Origin of the sequence: Christiangramia aquimixticola (assembly GCF_048285835.1) — a bacterium.
Lineage (GTDB): Bacteria > Bacteroidota > Bacteroidia > Flavobacteriales > Flavobacteriaceae > Christiangramia > Christiangramia aquimixticola.
Genome location: NZ_JBLVTL010000001.1, coordinates 547,237 through 563,813 on the forward strand (window position 1 = coordinate 547,237; position 16,577 = coordinate 563,813).

The 16,577-nt window shown below is 35.8% G+C and carries 11 protein-coding genes; 1 reads left to right on the forward strand and 10 read right to left on the reverse strand.

Annotated features, from left to right (window positions below):
• The 4 genes from ACNKXV_RS02455 to ACNKXV_RS02470 all read right to left on the reverse strand — a co-directional run.
• Positions 1 to 811: cation diffusion facilitator family transporter (locus ACNKXV_RS02455; RefSeq protein ID WP_417906110.1), on the reverse strand; the 811-nt coding region annotated here is incomplete at its 3' end.
• An 11-nt stretch (positions 812 to 822) separates the two neighbouring features.
• Positions 823 to 1,992: an efflux RND transporter periplasmic adaptor subunit gene (locus ACNKXV_RS02460; protein ID WP_417906111.1), complete on the reverse strand. Its 1,170-nt coding sequence runs from the start codon at positions 1,990 to 1,992 to the stop codon at positions 823 to 825.
• A gap of 4 nt (positions 1,993 to 1,996) precedes the next feature.
• Positions 1,997 to 6,334 carry a CusA/CzcA family heavy metal efflux RND transporter gene (locus ACNKXV_RS02465; RefSeq protein ID WP_417906112.1) on the reverse strand — a complete coding sequence of 1,446 codons (4,338 nt, stop codon included), beginning with the start codon at positions 6,332 to 6,334 and terminating at the stop codon, positions 1,997 to 1,999.
• A gap of 80 nt (positions 6,335 to 6,414) precedes the next feature.
• Positions 6,415 to 6,723, reverse strand: a complete 309-nt coding sequence (locus ACNKXV_RS02470) for a DUF6660 family protein (RefSeq protein ID WP_417906113.1) — start codon at positions 6,721 to 6,723, stop codon at positions 6,415 to 6,417.
• Positions 6,724 to 7,197: 474 nt separating this feature from the next.
• On the opposite strand from ACNKXV_RS02470, the gene ACNKXV_RS02475 reads away from it, so the two are divergent.
• A complete protein-coding gene (locus tag ACNKXV_RS02475) occupies positions 7,198 to 8,151 on the forward strand; it encodes a calcium/sodium antiporter (protein ID WP_417906114.1) in 954 nt (317 codons plus the stop codon).
• Between the two features lie 58 nt (positions 8,152 to 8,209).
• Here ACNKXV_RS02475 and ACNKXV_RS02480 read toward each other — a convergent pair whose 3' ends face one another.
• The 6 genes from ACNKXV_RS02480 to ACNKXV_RS02505 all read right to left on the reverse strand — a co-directional run bounded on the left by ACNKXV_RS02480 (position 8,210) and on the right by ACNKXV_RS02505 (position 16,503).
• Positions 8,210 to 9,475, reverse strand: coding sequence for a Y-family DNA polymerase (locus tag ACNKXV_RS02480; RefSeq protein ID WP_417906115.1), 1,266 nt, complete (start codon positions 9,473 to 9,475; stop codon positions 8,210 to 8,212).
• Complete coding sequence (locus ACNKXV_RS02485) at positions 9,475 to 9,891, reverse strand: LexA family protein (RefSeq protein ID WP_417906116.1); 417 nt, start codon at positions 9,889 to 9,891, stop codon at positions 9,475 to 9,477. Before ACNKXV_RS02485 ends, ACNKXV_RS02480 begins: the two co-directional genes overlap by 1 nt.
• A 59-nt stretch (positions 9,892 to 9,950) precedes the next feature.
• The gene (locus ACNKXV_RS02490; RefSeq protein ID WP_417906117.1) at positions 9,951 to 11,063 is read right to left on the reverse strand and encodes an AbiH family protein; all 1,113 of its coding nucleotides are present in this window, start codon (positions 11,061 to 11,063) and stop codon (positions 9,951 to 9,953) included.
• On the reverse strand, positions 11,063 to 14,242 hold the full coding sequence (locus tag ACNKXV_RS02495) for an Eco57I restriction-modification methylase domain-containing protein (protein ID WP_417906118.1): 3,180 nt from the start codon (positions 14,240 to 14,242) through the stop codon (positions 11,063 to 11,065). The genes ACNKXV_RS02490 and ACNKXV_RS02495 overlap by 1 nt, the downstream gene beginning before the upstream one ends.
• A gap of 474 nt (positions 14,243 to 14,716) precedes the next feature.
• Positions 14,717 to 16,144 carry a DUF5906 domain-containing protein gene (locus tag ACNKXV_RS02500; protein ID WP_417906119.1) on the reverse strand — a complete coding sequence of 476 codons (1,428 nt, stop codon included), beginning with the start codon at positions 16,142 to 16,144 and terminating at the stop codon, positions 14,717 to 14,719.
• Positions 16,145 to 16,221: 77 nt separating this feature from the next.
• A complete protein-coding gene (locus ACNKXV_RS02505) occupies positions 16,222 to 16,503 on the reverse strand; it encodes a helix-turn-helix domain-containing protein (protein ID WP_417906120.1) in 282 nt (93 codons plus the stop codon).
• Positions 16,504 to 16,577 lie beyond the last annotated feature (74 nt).

Genomic DNA, 16,577 nt, shown 5'->3' on the forward strand with positions numbered 1-16,577 from the left:
TCTTTAAGCAATCTTTGATTTGTTTCTTAGTTAAAATAACTTGATCAAAATTCTCAATATTTTTAAGAATTACATGGGAAGTGAATACATGATGTTCACCTTCCTGAGACCAGATATGCGTATGATGAAGTGATTTTACATTTTTAACATTCAGTATCTCCTGCTTAATTTTTTCAATGTCCAAATCTTGAGGAACTCCCTGAAGAAATATAAACAGTGTTTCTTTCAACCTTTTAAATACATTATATAAAATGTACAAAGTGATTATTAGCGACAAGGCAGGATCAAGGTAGTGGATATCCTTAAAATAAAGAACAATACCAACTACTAACACGGCAACCCAGCCCAGTACATCTTCCATTAAATGCCAGGATACTACCTTTTCATTCATAGTTTTTCCACTACTTAATTTATAGGCCGCATAACCATTTACGACAACTCCAATAATCGCAAAAATGATCATTCCCTGTGCATCAGAATGTTCTGGTTCCAGAATCCTGCCAACGGCTTCATAAATCACATATATAGATCCCCCAATCAGAACTAGACTATTAATCAAAGCTCCTAGCAAGGAGAACCTTCGATAACCATATGAAAATTTTGAATTGGAGTCTTTTTTACTCTTATTATCCAGATACCATGAAGTCCCGAGAGACAATGAGTCTCCCAGGTCATGTACGGCGTCAGATATTATCGCTACACTATTAACATATAATCCCCCAATAAATTCCAGGATCGTAAAAGCTAGGTTAAGAAAAAATGCCAGCTTTAAATTCTTACCCGAATTATCATGTGAATGTTGATGTCCCATTTTCCTTAGTTTTAGTGACTATGTCCTCCATCGCCTTTATTCATTTCAGCCATAAGGTAATACGCATTATTAAAAGCAAACTTCATTTTTTCAGGCGTTATTTCCAGAAAGTTCACGGTGGTCCACTTATCTTCTGTGACTCCGGTGGTAATTTCCACCGGTTTAAAACTCCATTGTTCACCTTCCCTTTCAGCAGAAAAGATATAAAACCTATCTCCATTTTTAGCAATCGCGGCTTCCGGAAAAGATAATGTCTTATTATCTTCTATGGCAATTCTACCTTTTACATACATTCCCGGTACCAGTTGGCCCGAGCGATTATCAATTTCGGCATGTACATGCAGCGCTTTGGGATCCTGTTCGAAGTTTTTACTAATCGAAAGTATCTCGGCAACCATTTCTTTTCCTGGCTGTGCAGAGGTACTGAAAAAAACTTTTTGACCTTCTTTTACCTTCGGAACATCTTTTTCAAAAACCATTAGATCTACATGTACATCATCTGTATTTATAATTTCAAACATATTTGTTTGGGATTGTACAAACTGTCCTGTTTTAATATTAACCGCCTGCACTGCACCCTTGATAGGGCTTAAAACGGGAATTTGCTGCTGAATATCTCCATTTTTAATAGTTTCAGGGTTAATATGAAGCTGCCTTAACTGAGCTTCCATACCCTTTAAATGTGCTTTTGCACCTTCCAGTTCAGATTCTACTTTCTGAAAAGTTTCTCCTGAACCTACACCTCCATCGTACAGCCTTTTCTGCCTGGAATAATCCTTCTCCAGAAACTTCAGATTGCTTGCCGTGTTTACATAATCTATTTGTACTTTAACAATATCGGGATGACTAAGATAAGCCAGAACACTCCCTTTCTCCACAGCATCACCTTCGATCACTTTAATAGAACTGATGTTACCACCAATTACCGGTGTTACCATAGCTTCACTTTGTGGTGGCACCTCCAGATGACCGTTGGCCTCAATGTAACCACTCATAAGCCTGGATGTTAAAGTGTCAATTTCCATGTCCAGAGCATCAAATTGTTGCTGGGTAAGCATTACTTCTTTTGAAGCTTTAACTTCGCCTGAAATATTCTTTCCTTCTGGAACCTGTTTTTTATTTTCTCCACAGGAAGCAAGAAAAATAGCAGTACTTGCTAATATGATTTTTATAATTTTCATCTCTTTATTTTCTTTTTAGGTAAAATTCCATTTCGGCCAGAGCGACCTTGTAATTTTTATAAGCATTGATGGACCGAAGTTCAGATTGAATGGCATTGTCCATATTCTGGATCATTTCTGTATAATCTATTGCTCCTACATTAAACGCCAGCAAGGTTCCCTGCCGCTGATCTTCCAGTAGCGGAACAACTTCAGTGTGATAAAATTCCCAGGAAGTTTTCCATTTTCTGAAATTTTCTAATGCCGATTGATATTCAGTAGAAATTTGTTCTTTTCTGAATCTTAAGTTTTCTTCGGCTATTTCCTTTTCAATTTTTGCTGTTTTCACATCGGCATATTCCTTGCCTGAAAAAACCGGAATTGAAATTCCCGCCTGATAATTGTAAAACCCGCTGGCTCCATTTACTTCCTGTATTCCATACTGAAGATTAAGAGCCGGAAGAAAATCAGTTTTCTCAACCCTTATCCTGGAATTTGCTATCTGTACTTTTTCTTCGGAAATCTGAATTAATGGATGTTCCTCAATATATTCTGGTAGCAATTCATTTTCAGGATTAGGATTACTTATAGATTCTGCTGCAACATCAAAATTTCCTTCTCCAAGCCATAGATTTAACTCCCTTATTGAATTTTGGTAATCACTTGCTGCCTGATTTTTTTGAATTTCAATTTCCCTGATCCTGTTTTTCGCAGCGAGCATTTCCAGCCTGGAAATCGCTTCGGTTTCATATCTCAAATCCACTGCCTTTTCCAGTCGGGTATACAATGAATCTAATCTATTGAAAAGTTTCAGCTTTAATTTGGCTGAATAGGCAGAAATCCAGACCTTCTTAACCTCGCGGCTAAGCTGTAATCTGGACAATTCCAGGTCACTCACCGCAAGATCGATGCGATCATTGTAAAGTCGGTTTTTACTGGCAATTCCAAAGAGGTCTATTCCCTGTTGCTGAAAACCAACAGTGGTATATATACCTCCTGTTTCGCCAATTTCTTCACCGCCGGTAAATACACTCGTCTTACCAAAATCCCAGGCTGCGGCTTTCATAGCATTTTCCCTATCAACTTCACGGGCCTTATTTTTTAAAAGCGGATAATTCTCCAGTGCTTTTTCAACTGCCTCTTTCTGGGTTATCTCCGGCATATCGTATGTTTCCTGCGCCCTCAAATTATTGCTAAAACCAATTAGCATTATAAGGGGTATAATTCCTGCTAATTTTGGATTCATTTTTAGGATGTTTTTTCTGTTTTCCATCCAGCGATATAGAACCGGAAGAATGAATAAGGTTAGGAATGTTGAAGTTACCAGGCCGCCAATTACCACTGTGGCCAGAGGTCTTTGCACTTCAGCTCCGGCCGAAGATGAGATTGCCATGGGTAAAAATCCTAAAACGTCGGTTAGTGCCGTTAATAAAATAGGTCTTATTCTGCGTTTGGTTCCGAGTTTGATGCGTTTTGATATATCTGAAACTCCTTCTTCCTTCAATTCATTTAAGCCACTTATGAGTACAAGTCCGTTTAATACCGCAACCCCGAACAACACAATAAAGCCTACTCCGGCAGATATGCTAAAGGGCATTCCTCTTAGCCACAAAGAATAGACTCCTCCAATGGCGGCAAGTGGGATTGCCATGTAGATCATGGTGGTTTGTTTAAAAGATTTCAAGGCGAAATAGATTAGGATAAAGATCAGAAACAGGGCAATTGGAACTACAATTTGTAGTCTCTTCCTGGCGCGTTCGAAGTTTTCAAAAGCTCCCCCATACCGGATATAATAACCAGGAGGAAGACTTAATTCATCATTTAATTTAGTCTGTATATCTTCCACGACAGATTTCACGTCACGGTTTCTAATATTTACACCTACATAAGTTCTGCGATTTGTGTTATCCCTGCTTATTTGCATGGGACCAGATTTATAGCTTATGTCGGCCACTTCTTTGAGCGGAATTTGTTCGCCGGAAGGTAGATTCACATACAAATTCTGAATATTACCGATGTTCCTCCGGTTTTCCGGCTGTAGCCGAACTACAAGATCGAATCGCTTTTCTCCTTCAAAAATAACTCCCGCTTTCCCTCCTGCAAATGCCGACTGGATCTGAGAATTAAGGTCATAGATCTGGAGGCCATACTGAGCGACCTTATCTCGGTCATAAACTACAGTGATCTGTGGTAATCCCGTGGTAGCTTCAACCTTCATATCGGCTACACCTTCAATTTTACCAATGAGACCACTAATTTCCTGTGCTTTCGTAGCAAGAAGATCCAAATCCTCTCCATATATTTTCACTGCAATATCTTCACGAACCCCTGTTAATAGTTCATTGAAACGCATTTCTACCGGCTGAGTGAATTCATAACTCACTCCGGGTATAATGCTAAGACTTTCTTTTATTTTTGAGATAAGCTCCTCCTTACTGTCTGCAGATGTCCATTCAGATTTATCTTTTAAGATGATAAAACTGTCCCCAATATCCATAGGCATGGGATCTGTTGGAACATCAGACACTCCAAACCGGGTAACCACTTGTTCAATTTCGGGATATTTGTCCAGTAACATCTTTTCTATTCTGGTTGAAGTTTTTATTCCCTCATCCAAAGAACTTCCCGGTTGAAGAATAACATGAAACGCGATATCACCTTCATCCAGCTGCGGGATGAATTCGCCACCCATTCTGCTAAATAAAAATATGGCAAAAGCAAAGAGCCCGATGGTTAATCCAATAAGAAGTTTACTCTTGCTCAGTGCATTTTGAAGCAGAGGCTCGTATTTATTCTGCACCCATATAACAAATCGATCTCCCCATGTGTTTCTGATCTTTTTAGGTAGCTTGAGAAAAACCGAAGATATCATTGGCACATAGGTTAAGCATAGAATCATGGCACCCAGCATCGCGAAAATAAAGGTGAGCGCCATTGGCTTAAACATTTTACCTTCTACACCTTCTAAAGCGAGTAACGGAAGAAATACGATAAGAATAATTAACTGACCAAAAAATGCCGAATTCATCATCTTCTTGGAAGAGGATGCCACGATTTTATCTTTTTCTTTTTGATCATTCTGCTGATTCCTGCCAATTCTTTGGTATAGCATAAAAACAGTACTTTCTACAATAATTACAGCTCCATCTACAATGATCCCAAAATCGATCGCGCCAAGGCTCATCAGGTTAGCCCAGACATCAAAAGCATTCATCAATATAAATGCGAATAATAATGATAGTGGAATAGTTGAGGCTACAATGAGTCCTCCTCTCCAGTTTCCAAGTAGTAAAACCAGAACAAAGATTACAATTAATCCACCTTCGATCAAATTCCCTTTAACTGTAGAAGTGGTATTAGCTATAAGCTCACTTCGATCCAGGAATGGTTTGATACTCACACCTTCCGGTAATGATTTTTGTATTTGTTTAATCCGGTCTTTTACATTTTCTACCACCTCATTAGAATTCGCTCCTTTAAGCATCATTACCATTCCGCCTACCGCTTCGCCTTCACCGTTTTTAGTAAGAGCACCATAACGTACCGCACTGCCTATTCCAACTTCGGCGACATCACCAATAGTGATAGGAATTCCTTCAGAATTGGTAATCACAATCTTTTGAAGATCTTTAATACTTCTGGCAAGGCCTTCACCTCTGATAAAATTGGCCTGATGATTTTTTTCGATATAAGCGCCACCTGTATTTTGGTTATTATTTTCAAGGGCATTAAAAACATCGGAAATCGTTAGGCCAATCGCTAGAAGCTCATCCGGATCTACCGCTACTTCATACTGTTTGATTTTGCCTCCCACGCCATTAACTTCTACCACGCCGGGAACCATCGCCATCTGTCGACGTACGATCCAGTCCTGGAAAGTTCTAAGTTCGGTGGGCGAATACTTACCCTTATGAGCTTCATCTACCTCTAGAGTATATTGAAATATTTCTCCCAGTCCGGTAGAGATAGGGCCCATTGATGGCTTTCCAAAACCTTGGGGTATATCCTCTTTAACCTGGCCCAGCTTTTCAGCAACAAGTTGCCGGGGAAGATAAGTCCCCATATCATCTTTAAAAACGATAGTAACGACAGAGAGTCCAAATCGTGATACAGATCGTATTTCCTGCACTCCCGGAAGATTACTCATAGCAATTTCCACGGGGTAGGTTACAAATTGTTCTATATCCTGTGTTCCCAGATTGGGCGCTTGGGTAATTACCTGCACCTGGTTATTGGTAATATCGGGTTGGGCATCGATGGGAACCTGGGTCATGCTCCAGATGCCAGCACCTATAAGTACTACGGTAAACAACCCAATAATAAATTTATTATTGATTGAAAAATCAATGATTTTATTAATCATGAATAGTATGTTTAATTCAGTGAATATTAATTCGGTCCAAACAATTAGTATGGTTTGGACATAGGTATCCTAGGACTGAATTAAACCCGGGGTGGTTGGAAAAAGGATTTCGGAATATCGTCTCCCAGCTGGTAATTTACTTCCGGGATTTCTGTGGAAATTTCTAAGGAAATTAACTCCTTATCTTGTGAATCAAAACTTGCTATATGCACATGACAGCAATGGCATTGGCAAAAAGGACTACAATCATCTGCAGAAGAATTGGTGGAATGAGATTTATCAACCTGATGAAATTCTGTAATATCTTCCTGTGCAATAACTTCGTCCTCGCAAGGCATAAAGCTGAGCCCAAGAAAGTATATAGAAAATATGACTGCCAAAATCTTCATATTGCAAATGTAGAAATAATAATATACATTGAAAATACCATGGTTTATCAATTCCTTCAATAATAATTAATAAAATTATAGAAAGTAATTGCACTGGCTACAACAACGGTTATCGCAAATAGTCGGTACCGTTAGAAAGAAATTATTTAACTTGATCAACTATTAAACACTAAACCGACAAATCCGCGTTCCTTACTCCGCCAACTTGCGTTAACCGGGATCGTTGTGGTGCATTTTAAAGAAATGATAAACTTATAAGGATATTGAAAGAATAGTAATCCTTTTATTTTAGAATTATTTGTAAATCTACTTCAATAAATATTCAAATAATCACCAAGAAAATCCCCCTATTTTATTAATAATTTCGATTGTTATTTCTTCTATATTTATACGGTTTTAGCAATAATTGACAATCATTAAATGTACCGCAATAAACATGGTTGTGATAAGTATAATTAGAAATTAGAACAGAAAATGGTAATAGCATTACTATTAATATTCATTGGTTTTACAGCTTTAATATATGGAGCGAATTGGATGGTTGACGGAGCTTCCTCATTAGCCAAAAAACACAATATTTCCGATTTAGCCATAGGATTAACTATAGTTGCTTTTGGAACTTCCGCGCCTGAGTTAGTAGTGAACTCTATGGCATCATTTGACGGATTATATGATATAGTATTAGGAAATATTATAGGTAGTAACAATTTCAATTTATTCCTAATTCTGGGTATAGCTGGCTTAGTTTATCCAATTAAAGTCCAATCTTCTACAGCATGGCGGGAAATTCCCATTTCACTACTCATTACTATACTATTTTTGGTATTAGCAAACGACTTATTTTTAAACTCAAATTCCCGTATTTCCAGATTTGATGGTCTAATTTTATTCACCCTCTTTTTGGTATTTATATTTTACGTCTTTAAACAAATGAAAATTGATGAAGGTGAAGTAGTAGCCTATGAACAAAAGTCAAATTTGAAAATTTGGAAACTGATCTCATTTGGCCTTTTAGGACTTATTATTGGCGGTAAATTAGTTGTAGACAATAGCATATCTGTTGCAACAGATTTAGGAGTGAGTCAAAAGATAATTGGTTTAACTATCATTGCTGCAGGAACATCACTACCTGAACTGATAACGTCGATTGTGGCTGCACTTAAAAAAAACAGTGATATTGCAATTGGAAATGTAATAGGCTCAAATATTTTTAATATTCTACTAATTCTCTCTATTAGTTCCTTCATTAAACCAATTAATTATAATGACATTTTCAACATTGATTTATTCATATTAATTGGCGGAACTTTATTTCTGATTCTTGCTATGTTTACAGGGAAAAGAAAAAAGCTTGATAGATGGGAAGCGGCTTTACTTGTGATATTTTATTTGACTTATACTATTTATTTAATATTAAAGGAAACGTAATAAAACGCACCACAACAACGGTTATCGCAAATAGCCCGTAATGCAAGAAAGAAGTAAATTAACTCTTGCAGTTTACTAGGATTAACTCATTGAGTCGCGTAGAATACCTTTTAGATAACCTTTCCTGTTTTATCTTCCAGGTACGACCTAGATCCTGACCACCGAATTTAACTTTACCATTTTCCCTAAAGTTTAATTGATCTACAACCTTCATCAATTTCTCGTGATTAGGATTTTCCTCTGAGAATAATTTGAACTGTTTTTGTTTTGCCGGAGTAAGTTTCATGGCGATGATCCCAGCCTTTTTATACTGGTAACCTTCCTTATAAATCATCTCCAATCCGATTAAGGCTGTTTTAACCAATGTAATACTCGAGTTAGTTGGAAAAGGAGTATATACTGATATACTTGCCCGATACTGCTTAAAATCATTCCTAAATGGATTTGTAAGCAAGAATACCTGGAGTAGAGAACAATTGCTACCCTGTCGCCTGAGTTTTTCTCCAATTTTAATGGCATAGGTAGATACACGTTCTTTTAATTCATCATAATCACTATACATTCTTTCAAAGGCTCTTGTGACAGCAATATTCTTTTTAACTGGGATAGGTTCTAACGACAAAGTGGTTAGTCCTGATAGATCTCTTTTTAGTCGCAGACCGACAACTGAAAATTCTTTTCGAACATATTCGTCATGTAATTCCACGAACTGCTGTGCGTTTGTGATTTTCATTGAGAGCAATCTCTTTTCATATTGCCTGCCGATACCCCACACATCTCCAATCTTGGTCCACAATAAAGCTTTCCTGGTTTTTTCTGGATCATCAATGATATAGACTCCACCCGTTCGAGCATCAAATTTCTTAGCGATCTTATTAGCAACTTTTGCCAGGGCCTTTGTGGGTGCAATGCCGATACTAATTGGAATACCGGTCCTGCTTTTAACAGCTTTGATCATTTCTTTACCGTAAGAATTGAGATCAAAATGTTCTTCAAATCCTTCCAGCAGCAGAAATGCCTCATCGATAGAATAGATTTCAATATCCGGCGTAAACCGGGAAAGAATGTTCATTACTCTTCTGCTCATATCTCCGTACAAAGCATAGTTCGAACTGAAAACATAAACACCGTTCTTTTCAAAAAGCTTTTCAAACTGAAATGCCGGAGCACCCATGGGAATGTCTAGGGCTTTAGCTTCGTTACTACGAGCAATGACACATCCATCATTATTTGAAAGCACTACCACCGGTTTGTTTTCCAGGGCCGGATTAAAAACTCGTTCACAGGAAGCGTAAAAGTTATTGCAGTCTACCAGGGTGTACATTATACATACTTTATTACGTTGGTAACTATTCCCCAGATCAGGAAGTCATTTTCTGCCGTAACCTTAATAGGTTTGTATTTCTGGTTTTCCGCAACCAACCAGATTACATGTTTCTCAATTTTAATTCGTTTAACGGTAAATTCGCCATCAATAAAACAAACAGCTATTTTACCATCTCTTGGTTCCAATCCTTTATTTATTACCAAAAGATCACCATGTTCAATCCCTGCTCCGGTCATGGAGTCACCTTCCACCCTACCGAAAAAGGTAGCGTCTTTATCTTTTATAATTTCAGCATTAAGATCTATAGATTTATCCAGGTGATCATCAGCAGGGGAAGGGAAGCCCGCAGTTATACTTCCTACAAAGGGAAAATTAAATATTCCTGGAATGACTAAATGAAGCAATACTTTCATGCTTCAAATTTACAAAAATGGAATTATTCCTACTTATAGGAAATAATCCTATTTTTTAATTAATTTTGAGGAAGTGGTTTGCATTTTGTCTTGTCAACTATTTTACGTCGCATTACCCCTTTATCTGTAAAATGCCTTGAAATCTCCATCACTTTTTCTGAGAAATCATCGGTTTCATCATTGCGCCTATGATAAAATACCTTTATGGATTTGCAATTATCATGTTCAAAAATTTCTCGAAGCATGGTTCTATCTGACAAGCCACAAGAATGTCCATATACAAACACCTGATAATTTTCAGCATCAATAAATCTCATCAGATCATGGTAATTTGGAGTCAAGCTATATCTGAAAGACTTAATATGTTCGAAAAAATCATTATCGTTTTGCTTTTCAATTTTAGAATAATCATCATCAATCTCGTCCCCGAATCCGAAGATCAGAGGATTTTTTTCGCTCTTTAATTCTCCATGAATATAATTCCATGATAATTCCGCCTGAGTATATGAACTGAGACTCTGAGTTATCTGAAATAGGCAATTGGTATAATTGAAAGAAAGGAAGAGAATTTTTTTAGGAGAAATATCATTATCAATTAACTCTTTCTCCAATAGATCTTCTTTTTTGATGTTCTCGGAAAATTGACTACTAACATTCCCAATGAAATATCTTGAATTTGGTATATCAAGATGATCTATTTCTAATAGGTATTCTTCGAGTTTTTTAGTTATAAAATTTAGTTGATTATTTAAATGTTGAATTTTATGATGTTTGCTATTAAGTTCCTTTTTTAAGTTTTGATAGAATTCATTTTCAATATCTACCCAGCCTTTATTTTCAAAGTTTTTTAAAAGATCTGATAACAATCCATTTTTAAAGGAAAAATCGACGTTGTAGTGTTCCCGAAAACGATTTAACAATTCAATATTTTCAATCCTATTAATTTCTACTTCATAATCAACATTTGAGTATTCGGTTCTAAAACCAATCCTGTAAAATTCATTTTCTGCGAATCCGGCATTATACATAATACTATTGGAATATTGTCTGGGGGTCCCAAGGGTACTGGTTAAAAGATCTTTAATCAGCCAAAGCATGAAATCTGAATAGGAGGTCTTCAGGCCCAAAGCCAGATCGAATCCATTTCCAATTAGAATTAATCTATTCATCATTAACTATTTTCAACAATTTGGATCTCTTCCTCGGTAAGCCCATAAAGCTCATACACCATTTGGTCTATCTTCTTATCGGTCTCGTCTATTTGTTGCTGAAGTTCCACCGCTTTTTTCTTGTTTTCCTCAAAAAGCTCCATCCATTCGAACTCATCCTTTTTTGTCAATTCTTTTACCGGTTCCAAGCTTTCCTTAACCCGCTCCCTATTTTGCTTTTTAATTGCTTTATTTAGTTCTTTGATAAATTCACCGAATTCCAGTTCGTGCCAAGTTTCTAGATTTCTAGATATTGAGTCAAGACTGGAAGCCTGTTTAATATATTTTATAAAATTTTCAGATTCAACTAACATCTTTTTATTAAGTTCAAGCATCCTATCAACTTTGGCTATAAATGGTTCTTGTAGATCAAGATTTATACTTTTTATTGGAAATTTTCTAAGATCCTTCAAAATAATTTTTGGGAACATTTTCCTTACTGATTTTGCGGTGTTTTTTAAGAACCAATAAGAAATAAGGGTACTATTTAATATTCCTAAAACATACTTTAGCGAAATTTCAATGGAAGGCTTGGAAATAATGGCAATATTACTTCTATTAAATAGATACAGGTCATCGGAATAGGTCGCTATAATATTTCTGGGGTATTTACCTGTTATTTCCCGAACTATAATTTTTTCTCCCTCAAATAAATCAATAGATCTCGGTGAAGCTAGATGTTCTCCATATCTCAAATATAAACTGGACCAGGTATTATAATACCTAGATACATCTTTTCCTTCCAAATATTTATATGTGTCTTTATCATATTTGTAATCGTAATCGTACGGCCTATCTTTTACATCTTGGGCGGTCTGTTTGGGATTACCTTTATTTTTTTCATAGGCTTGTAATCCAGCTTTTATGAGGACTAACTCATCCAAAATTACGGATCCCTTCTTCAATTTATCAGTTAATTCGAAACCTTTACGATTTGAGAAAATTCTAAATTCGAATCCATCATTTTTCAAAAAATCAGACTGATTTCTTTTATGAAGTAACTCAAACATTTTTTCATTATTCTGATAAATGTGAATATCATTATCAGAAGTCTCAATTTTTTGAGCTATAAGGATAATTGTTTCAACGTTTACCCCTTCAAATGAATATCCCGAAAGGTTTAAAATTTGGTTTATCCTACTGGTCTCCAAAAGAAACTTCCTCAACTCTTCACCTGAATAGACCATTAACCATGCATTTGGAACAATTAATCCATAAGCACCGTTTTTCTTTATGATTTTTACTGACTGTTCAATAAATAATACATAGGTATTAATCTGATACTTCGAAGATTTGAATTTTATTTGGTAAAAGTCTTTTTCTTCAGTTTTAAAATTATCCCTTGCAAATACATAGGGTGGATTCCCTATCACCACATCAAAACCTCCATTTTTAAATACCTCTGGAAATTCGGCATCCCATTTAAAAGCCTTATCGCCAGCTACCTTTTTATCATCAATTAGGGAGTTACCACATTTGATGTTGCTGCTTAAATCGTTCAGCTTTCTATGGGGCTTAGCTGTACGTAGCCATAAACTTAAACGAGCGATCTCTACGCTTTCTTCGTTGATATCTACCCCGTAAATATTATTCTCCAGGATGGTATTCTCGATACCTGGAAAGCGAAAACTTTCACCAAGCAGTTTACCGCGCATTTCATCGATATAGTGGTGTTCCCTAATCAAAAAGTCTAGTGCCTGGTTTAAAAAGGCTCCAGAACCACAGGCTGGATCGCATATGGTAAGTTTCAAAAGCCAGTCGCGGTAATCATTAAGAATTTTTAAAAGTTGTTCTAAAGTTGCTTTATGGCGTTTTTTTCTTCCTTTATAATATTCTTCTTCCCGGAAGCCAAGTTCGATCTTTTTTTCCTCGCAAAGCTTCCCAACAGTATTTTCCACGATATACTTGGTGATATACTTGGGCGTATAAAAGACTCCATCCTTCTTCCGCTTACTATTCTGCTTATCAAAGTCAGCTCCCTCGATCTCTGCATTTACGCTTTCGATCTCGTTCAGCGAGTTTTCGAAAATATGTCCGAGGATATTCACGTCTACCTGGCTTTCAAAATCGTAAGTAGCCAGCTTCTTTGTATGCTTCAGTAACAGCTCGTTATCGATCTTCAGCATATCCAGAATGGGATCTGGTTTAAAGAGTCCGCCATTATAAGCGAAGATCTCTGCATGGTCGCCTTTGGCCTCTCTACCAGTATTTAGATAATTGAAATAGATCTTATATCTATCATAAAGCGATTGCTCTACATCCATATCACGTAACATCTCCCAGTTCTGTATGATCTTATGAATGGAATTGGGAGGAAGCAGTCCGCGATCTTCCGCGAAGAAAACGAAAAGAAACCGGTCTATCAGCTTCTGGGATTTCTTAAAAAGGTTAAGCTTGACGTTCTTTTCCAGGCCATTTACCTCTTTTTGGAATACTTCATCTTCGAGAGATTCTGAAGCAAGTTCTGAATGACGAATAGATTTTAATTCTTTCGCATTTTTCTTAACCAGGTCACGGTATAATTCCCTTTTAAATACAGAGTAATCCTTATAGAACTCCTTAGTGATCGCCTCTTCTTCCACTAGAGATGCTTCTTTGATCTTGAGAGGTAGGCCGTTCATGATATTATCATGATGCAAGCAAAGCCATAACAAACCAAAGTCATCACGGTTAAGTTCAAAAAGATCGAATTCCAGGAATTCGGTCGCATCGTTTATATAGAATCTTAGCTTCTCGAAATTGGAAGTGATCACATAAACGCAATTTTTCTGGTTGGCCTTGTAATCGAACGCCTGTTGCCTTATCCCTTCCAGATGCTTTGTGTTAGTTCCCTTTAATTCAATTACCCCAATGGCATTTCCCTGTTTCAGGATCGCACCATCAGCCTTGCGGTTGTTCGATTCGTTCTTGAATTCCGTAGTAAGATTATAATTAGGATTGGGATTCAGTTTATACCCGAGAATATTGACAAACAGTTCACTTAGAAAGGTTGCCTGGAATTGTTCTTCCTTGGACTTCCTGATATTTTCCTGGATCTCGGGATGCTGAAAGTAAGAGGTGAATTTTTTATACGCTTTATCGATGATCTTCTCATCCTGAAGTTTGAGGTATTTCTTTAAAACAGAAACCTGGAATAAGGCCATAAAATCGATTGGTTAGTATTACTTTCTGCCTTACTTATAGTAGGGTAAGAGTAGTAGCAGATTTTAGGATAGTAAAACTAACCAATCTTAAGTATTAATCAAATAAATTTTAATAATGTACTAACTATGTAATAATCGTATATATACTGACTACATTTCGATATTCTCGCCGTTGCAATGGCTTTTGTATTCACCGTTGCGGTCACCGTTGCGGTCACCGTTGCAGCACTTAAATTAACAAAAAAAATATCTAAACACCTTATTTTCAGCAAATAGAAAGTTATCATGTTGTTGCAACAGTTATTATACATACCATTGCAACGGTTACTCATAAAATACTTTATTAGGTTTTATAAAATTTAATATACAGAATTTTTTCTACTATGTAGAGAATGTACAAATTTCAAATTTATATTCCCTTTAATTATAAACCTGCATGTGTATATTTTTCAATTATATACACGGACTACATTTCTAATTAAAACAAAATGTAAATCCTTCACTTGTTCTTGGGCCTCTTAAGACTTTTAATCCCTTGTAATTTGCATATAACTCAACCCATTCAATCATGGTCTTTACATCCCTTTTTAAGAACATATATTTCTCACCATAAATAGCAATCATTTTATCCCGAATTGAGACAAAGGAATTATAAACATTTTTTTCGGCATAATTTGATTCCATAAAGTCAATAAAGTCAGGAGAAGTTTCATTTTTTAAAATTTTCAATTCCCATTCTGGATCGTTATATTTTATAAATCCCATAGACAGGTATAATCTCAAACAACACATCATGAAGAAGTCGAAATAATACCACTCTTCCTCATCCCAACCATGGAAAAATTCATTCCCGAAATCATCGGCAGGTGTATGACTAGCATTGTAATAATTATTAAGAAACACATCAAATCTCCTTCTTTTAAAACTAGAACTAGTACCTTTTATAGTATAGTTAGTAGTAATTACAAATTTTGGACTTTCCTTATATGGCAAGGCTAATACAGGCTGATGTTTTCTTTCTATCGGCATATCTTCTGTCAGAACACTAAATAGAGCTTCAAAATTAAAATTTCTGGGAGCATCGTCTATAAATAAAATATTTGATGTTTCTGAAACATTCTGATAGGCAAATTTGTTATTTGTGAAATCAGCATTCTTTCCATTATATAATGCTTTTTCAACAATCTTAGATAAACCTTTAATTAATAAGCCTTTTCCTGTTCCCCCTTGCGGTTTTCCATCATCAATTAAATTTTGATCATTCACTATTATAGCTACTGGCTTTCTTTGATCCTTGTAATTGTGTAGCAAATATCCAACTGCGCTACAAATAGAATTAAAATGGTCTTCATTATTAGAAATATTCTTAATGAACTTAGCAAATATGGCATCCTCAATAAATTTTTCTTCCAAAACTTTAAACTTCCTTTTTATAATGGTTTCTTGCCAAATGAAACCGTCTATTTCTTCATATTTTAGGATTTCAAATGCTTTATTTTTTTCCACTTTTAAAATGGCTCCATCATAAAATTTATAGCTTATAAACTCACTGTCTTTTAAAGGTCTAAATTCGCATTCTTGTAGAGATATGATGATTGCTTTATTTCTTAATAATAAGGCTTCTCCCATTTTTATAAAACTCGCTTCTAGATTCTTATCTTCAAAAGTTTCAACATAGCGTAGGGTATAATTAAATATGTCGTCTGCGGTAACCTTACTAGCAACTCTACCCGTCAACTTAATAGGTTCATTTTTAAATAACCTATAACCTTCATTTTTCAAATATACCCTTAAGGCTGGAGCATCAATTTTATAGTCATAAGCTTTCAACCTAGGATTATACTCTTCGGTCCAAAAGACTTCTTTATTTTTAATTTCTTGTTTTTTTGATTGATTTCTCATAAAATGATTGATGAGCATATAAAAGACGTTGATTAAGTTTCTTTCCTAATCCATTACATCCAATAAATGCAGGATGATTAATTTCTTTTATACTTAATTGATTTTACTTCAGAAAGAGCTTTCTGAAATTCTTCTTCCTCGATAAAGATTCTACGGCCAAGACGCTTGGCTTTAATTTTACCATCGGTGATCCAGTTGCGAACAGTAAGTTCTGCAACCCCACAATGACTAGCCAATTCCTTAATTGATCTCTTATTAATCTTTTGATTTAGATTTTCTAATCGATCAATTTTCTGGTTCAGCTCGTCAAGCTTTTTACTAATTTGTTGAAGTGGTTCAACATCAAATACTAATTTCATAATACTGTGTTTTTAAAAATTATTTTTACAAATTTTCAAAAAACAGTACTGGAATGTACTTTATATATACTACG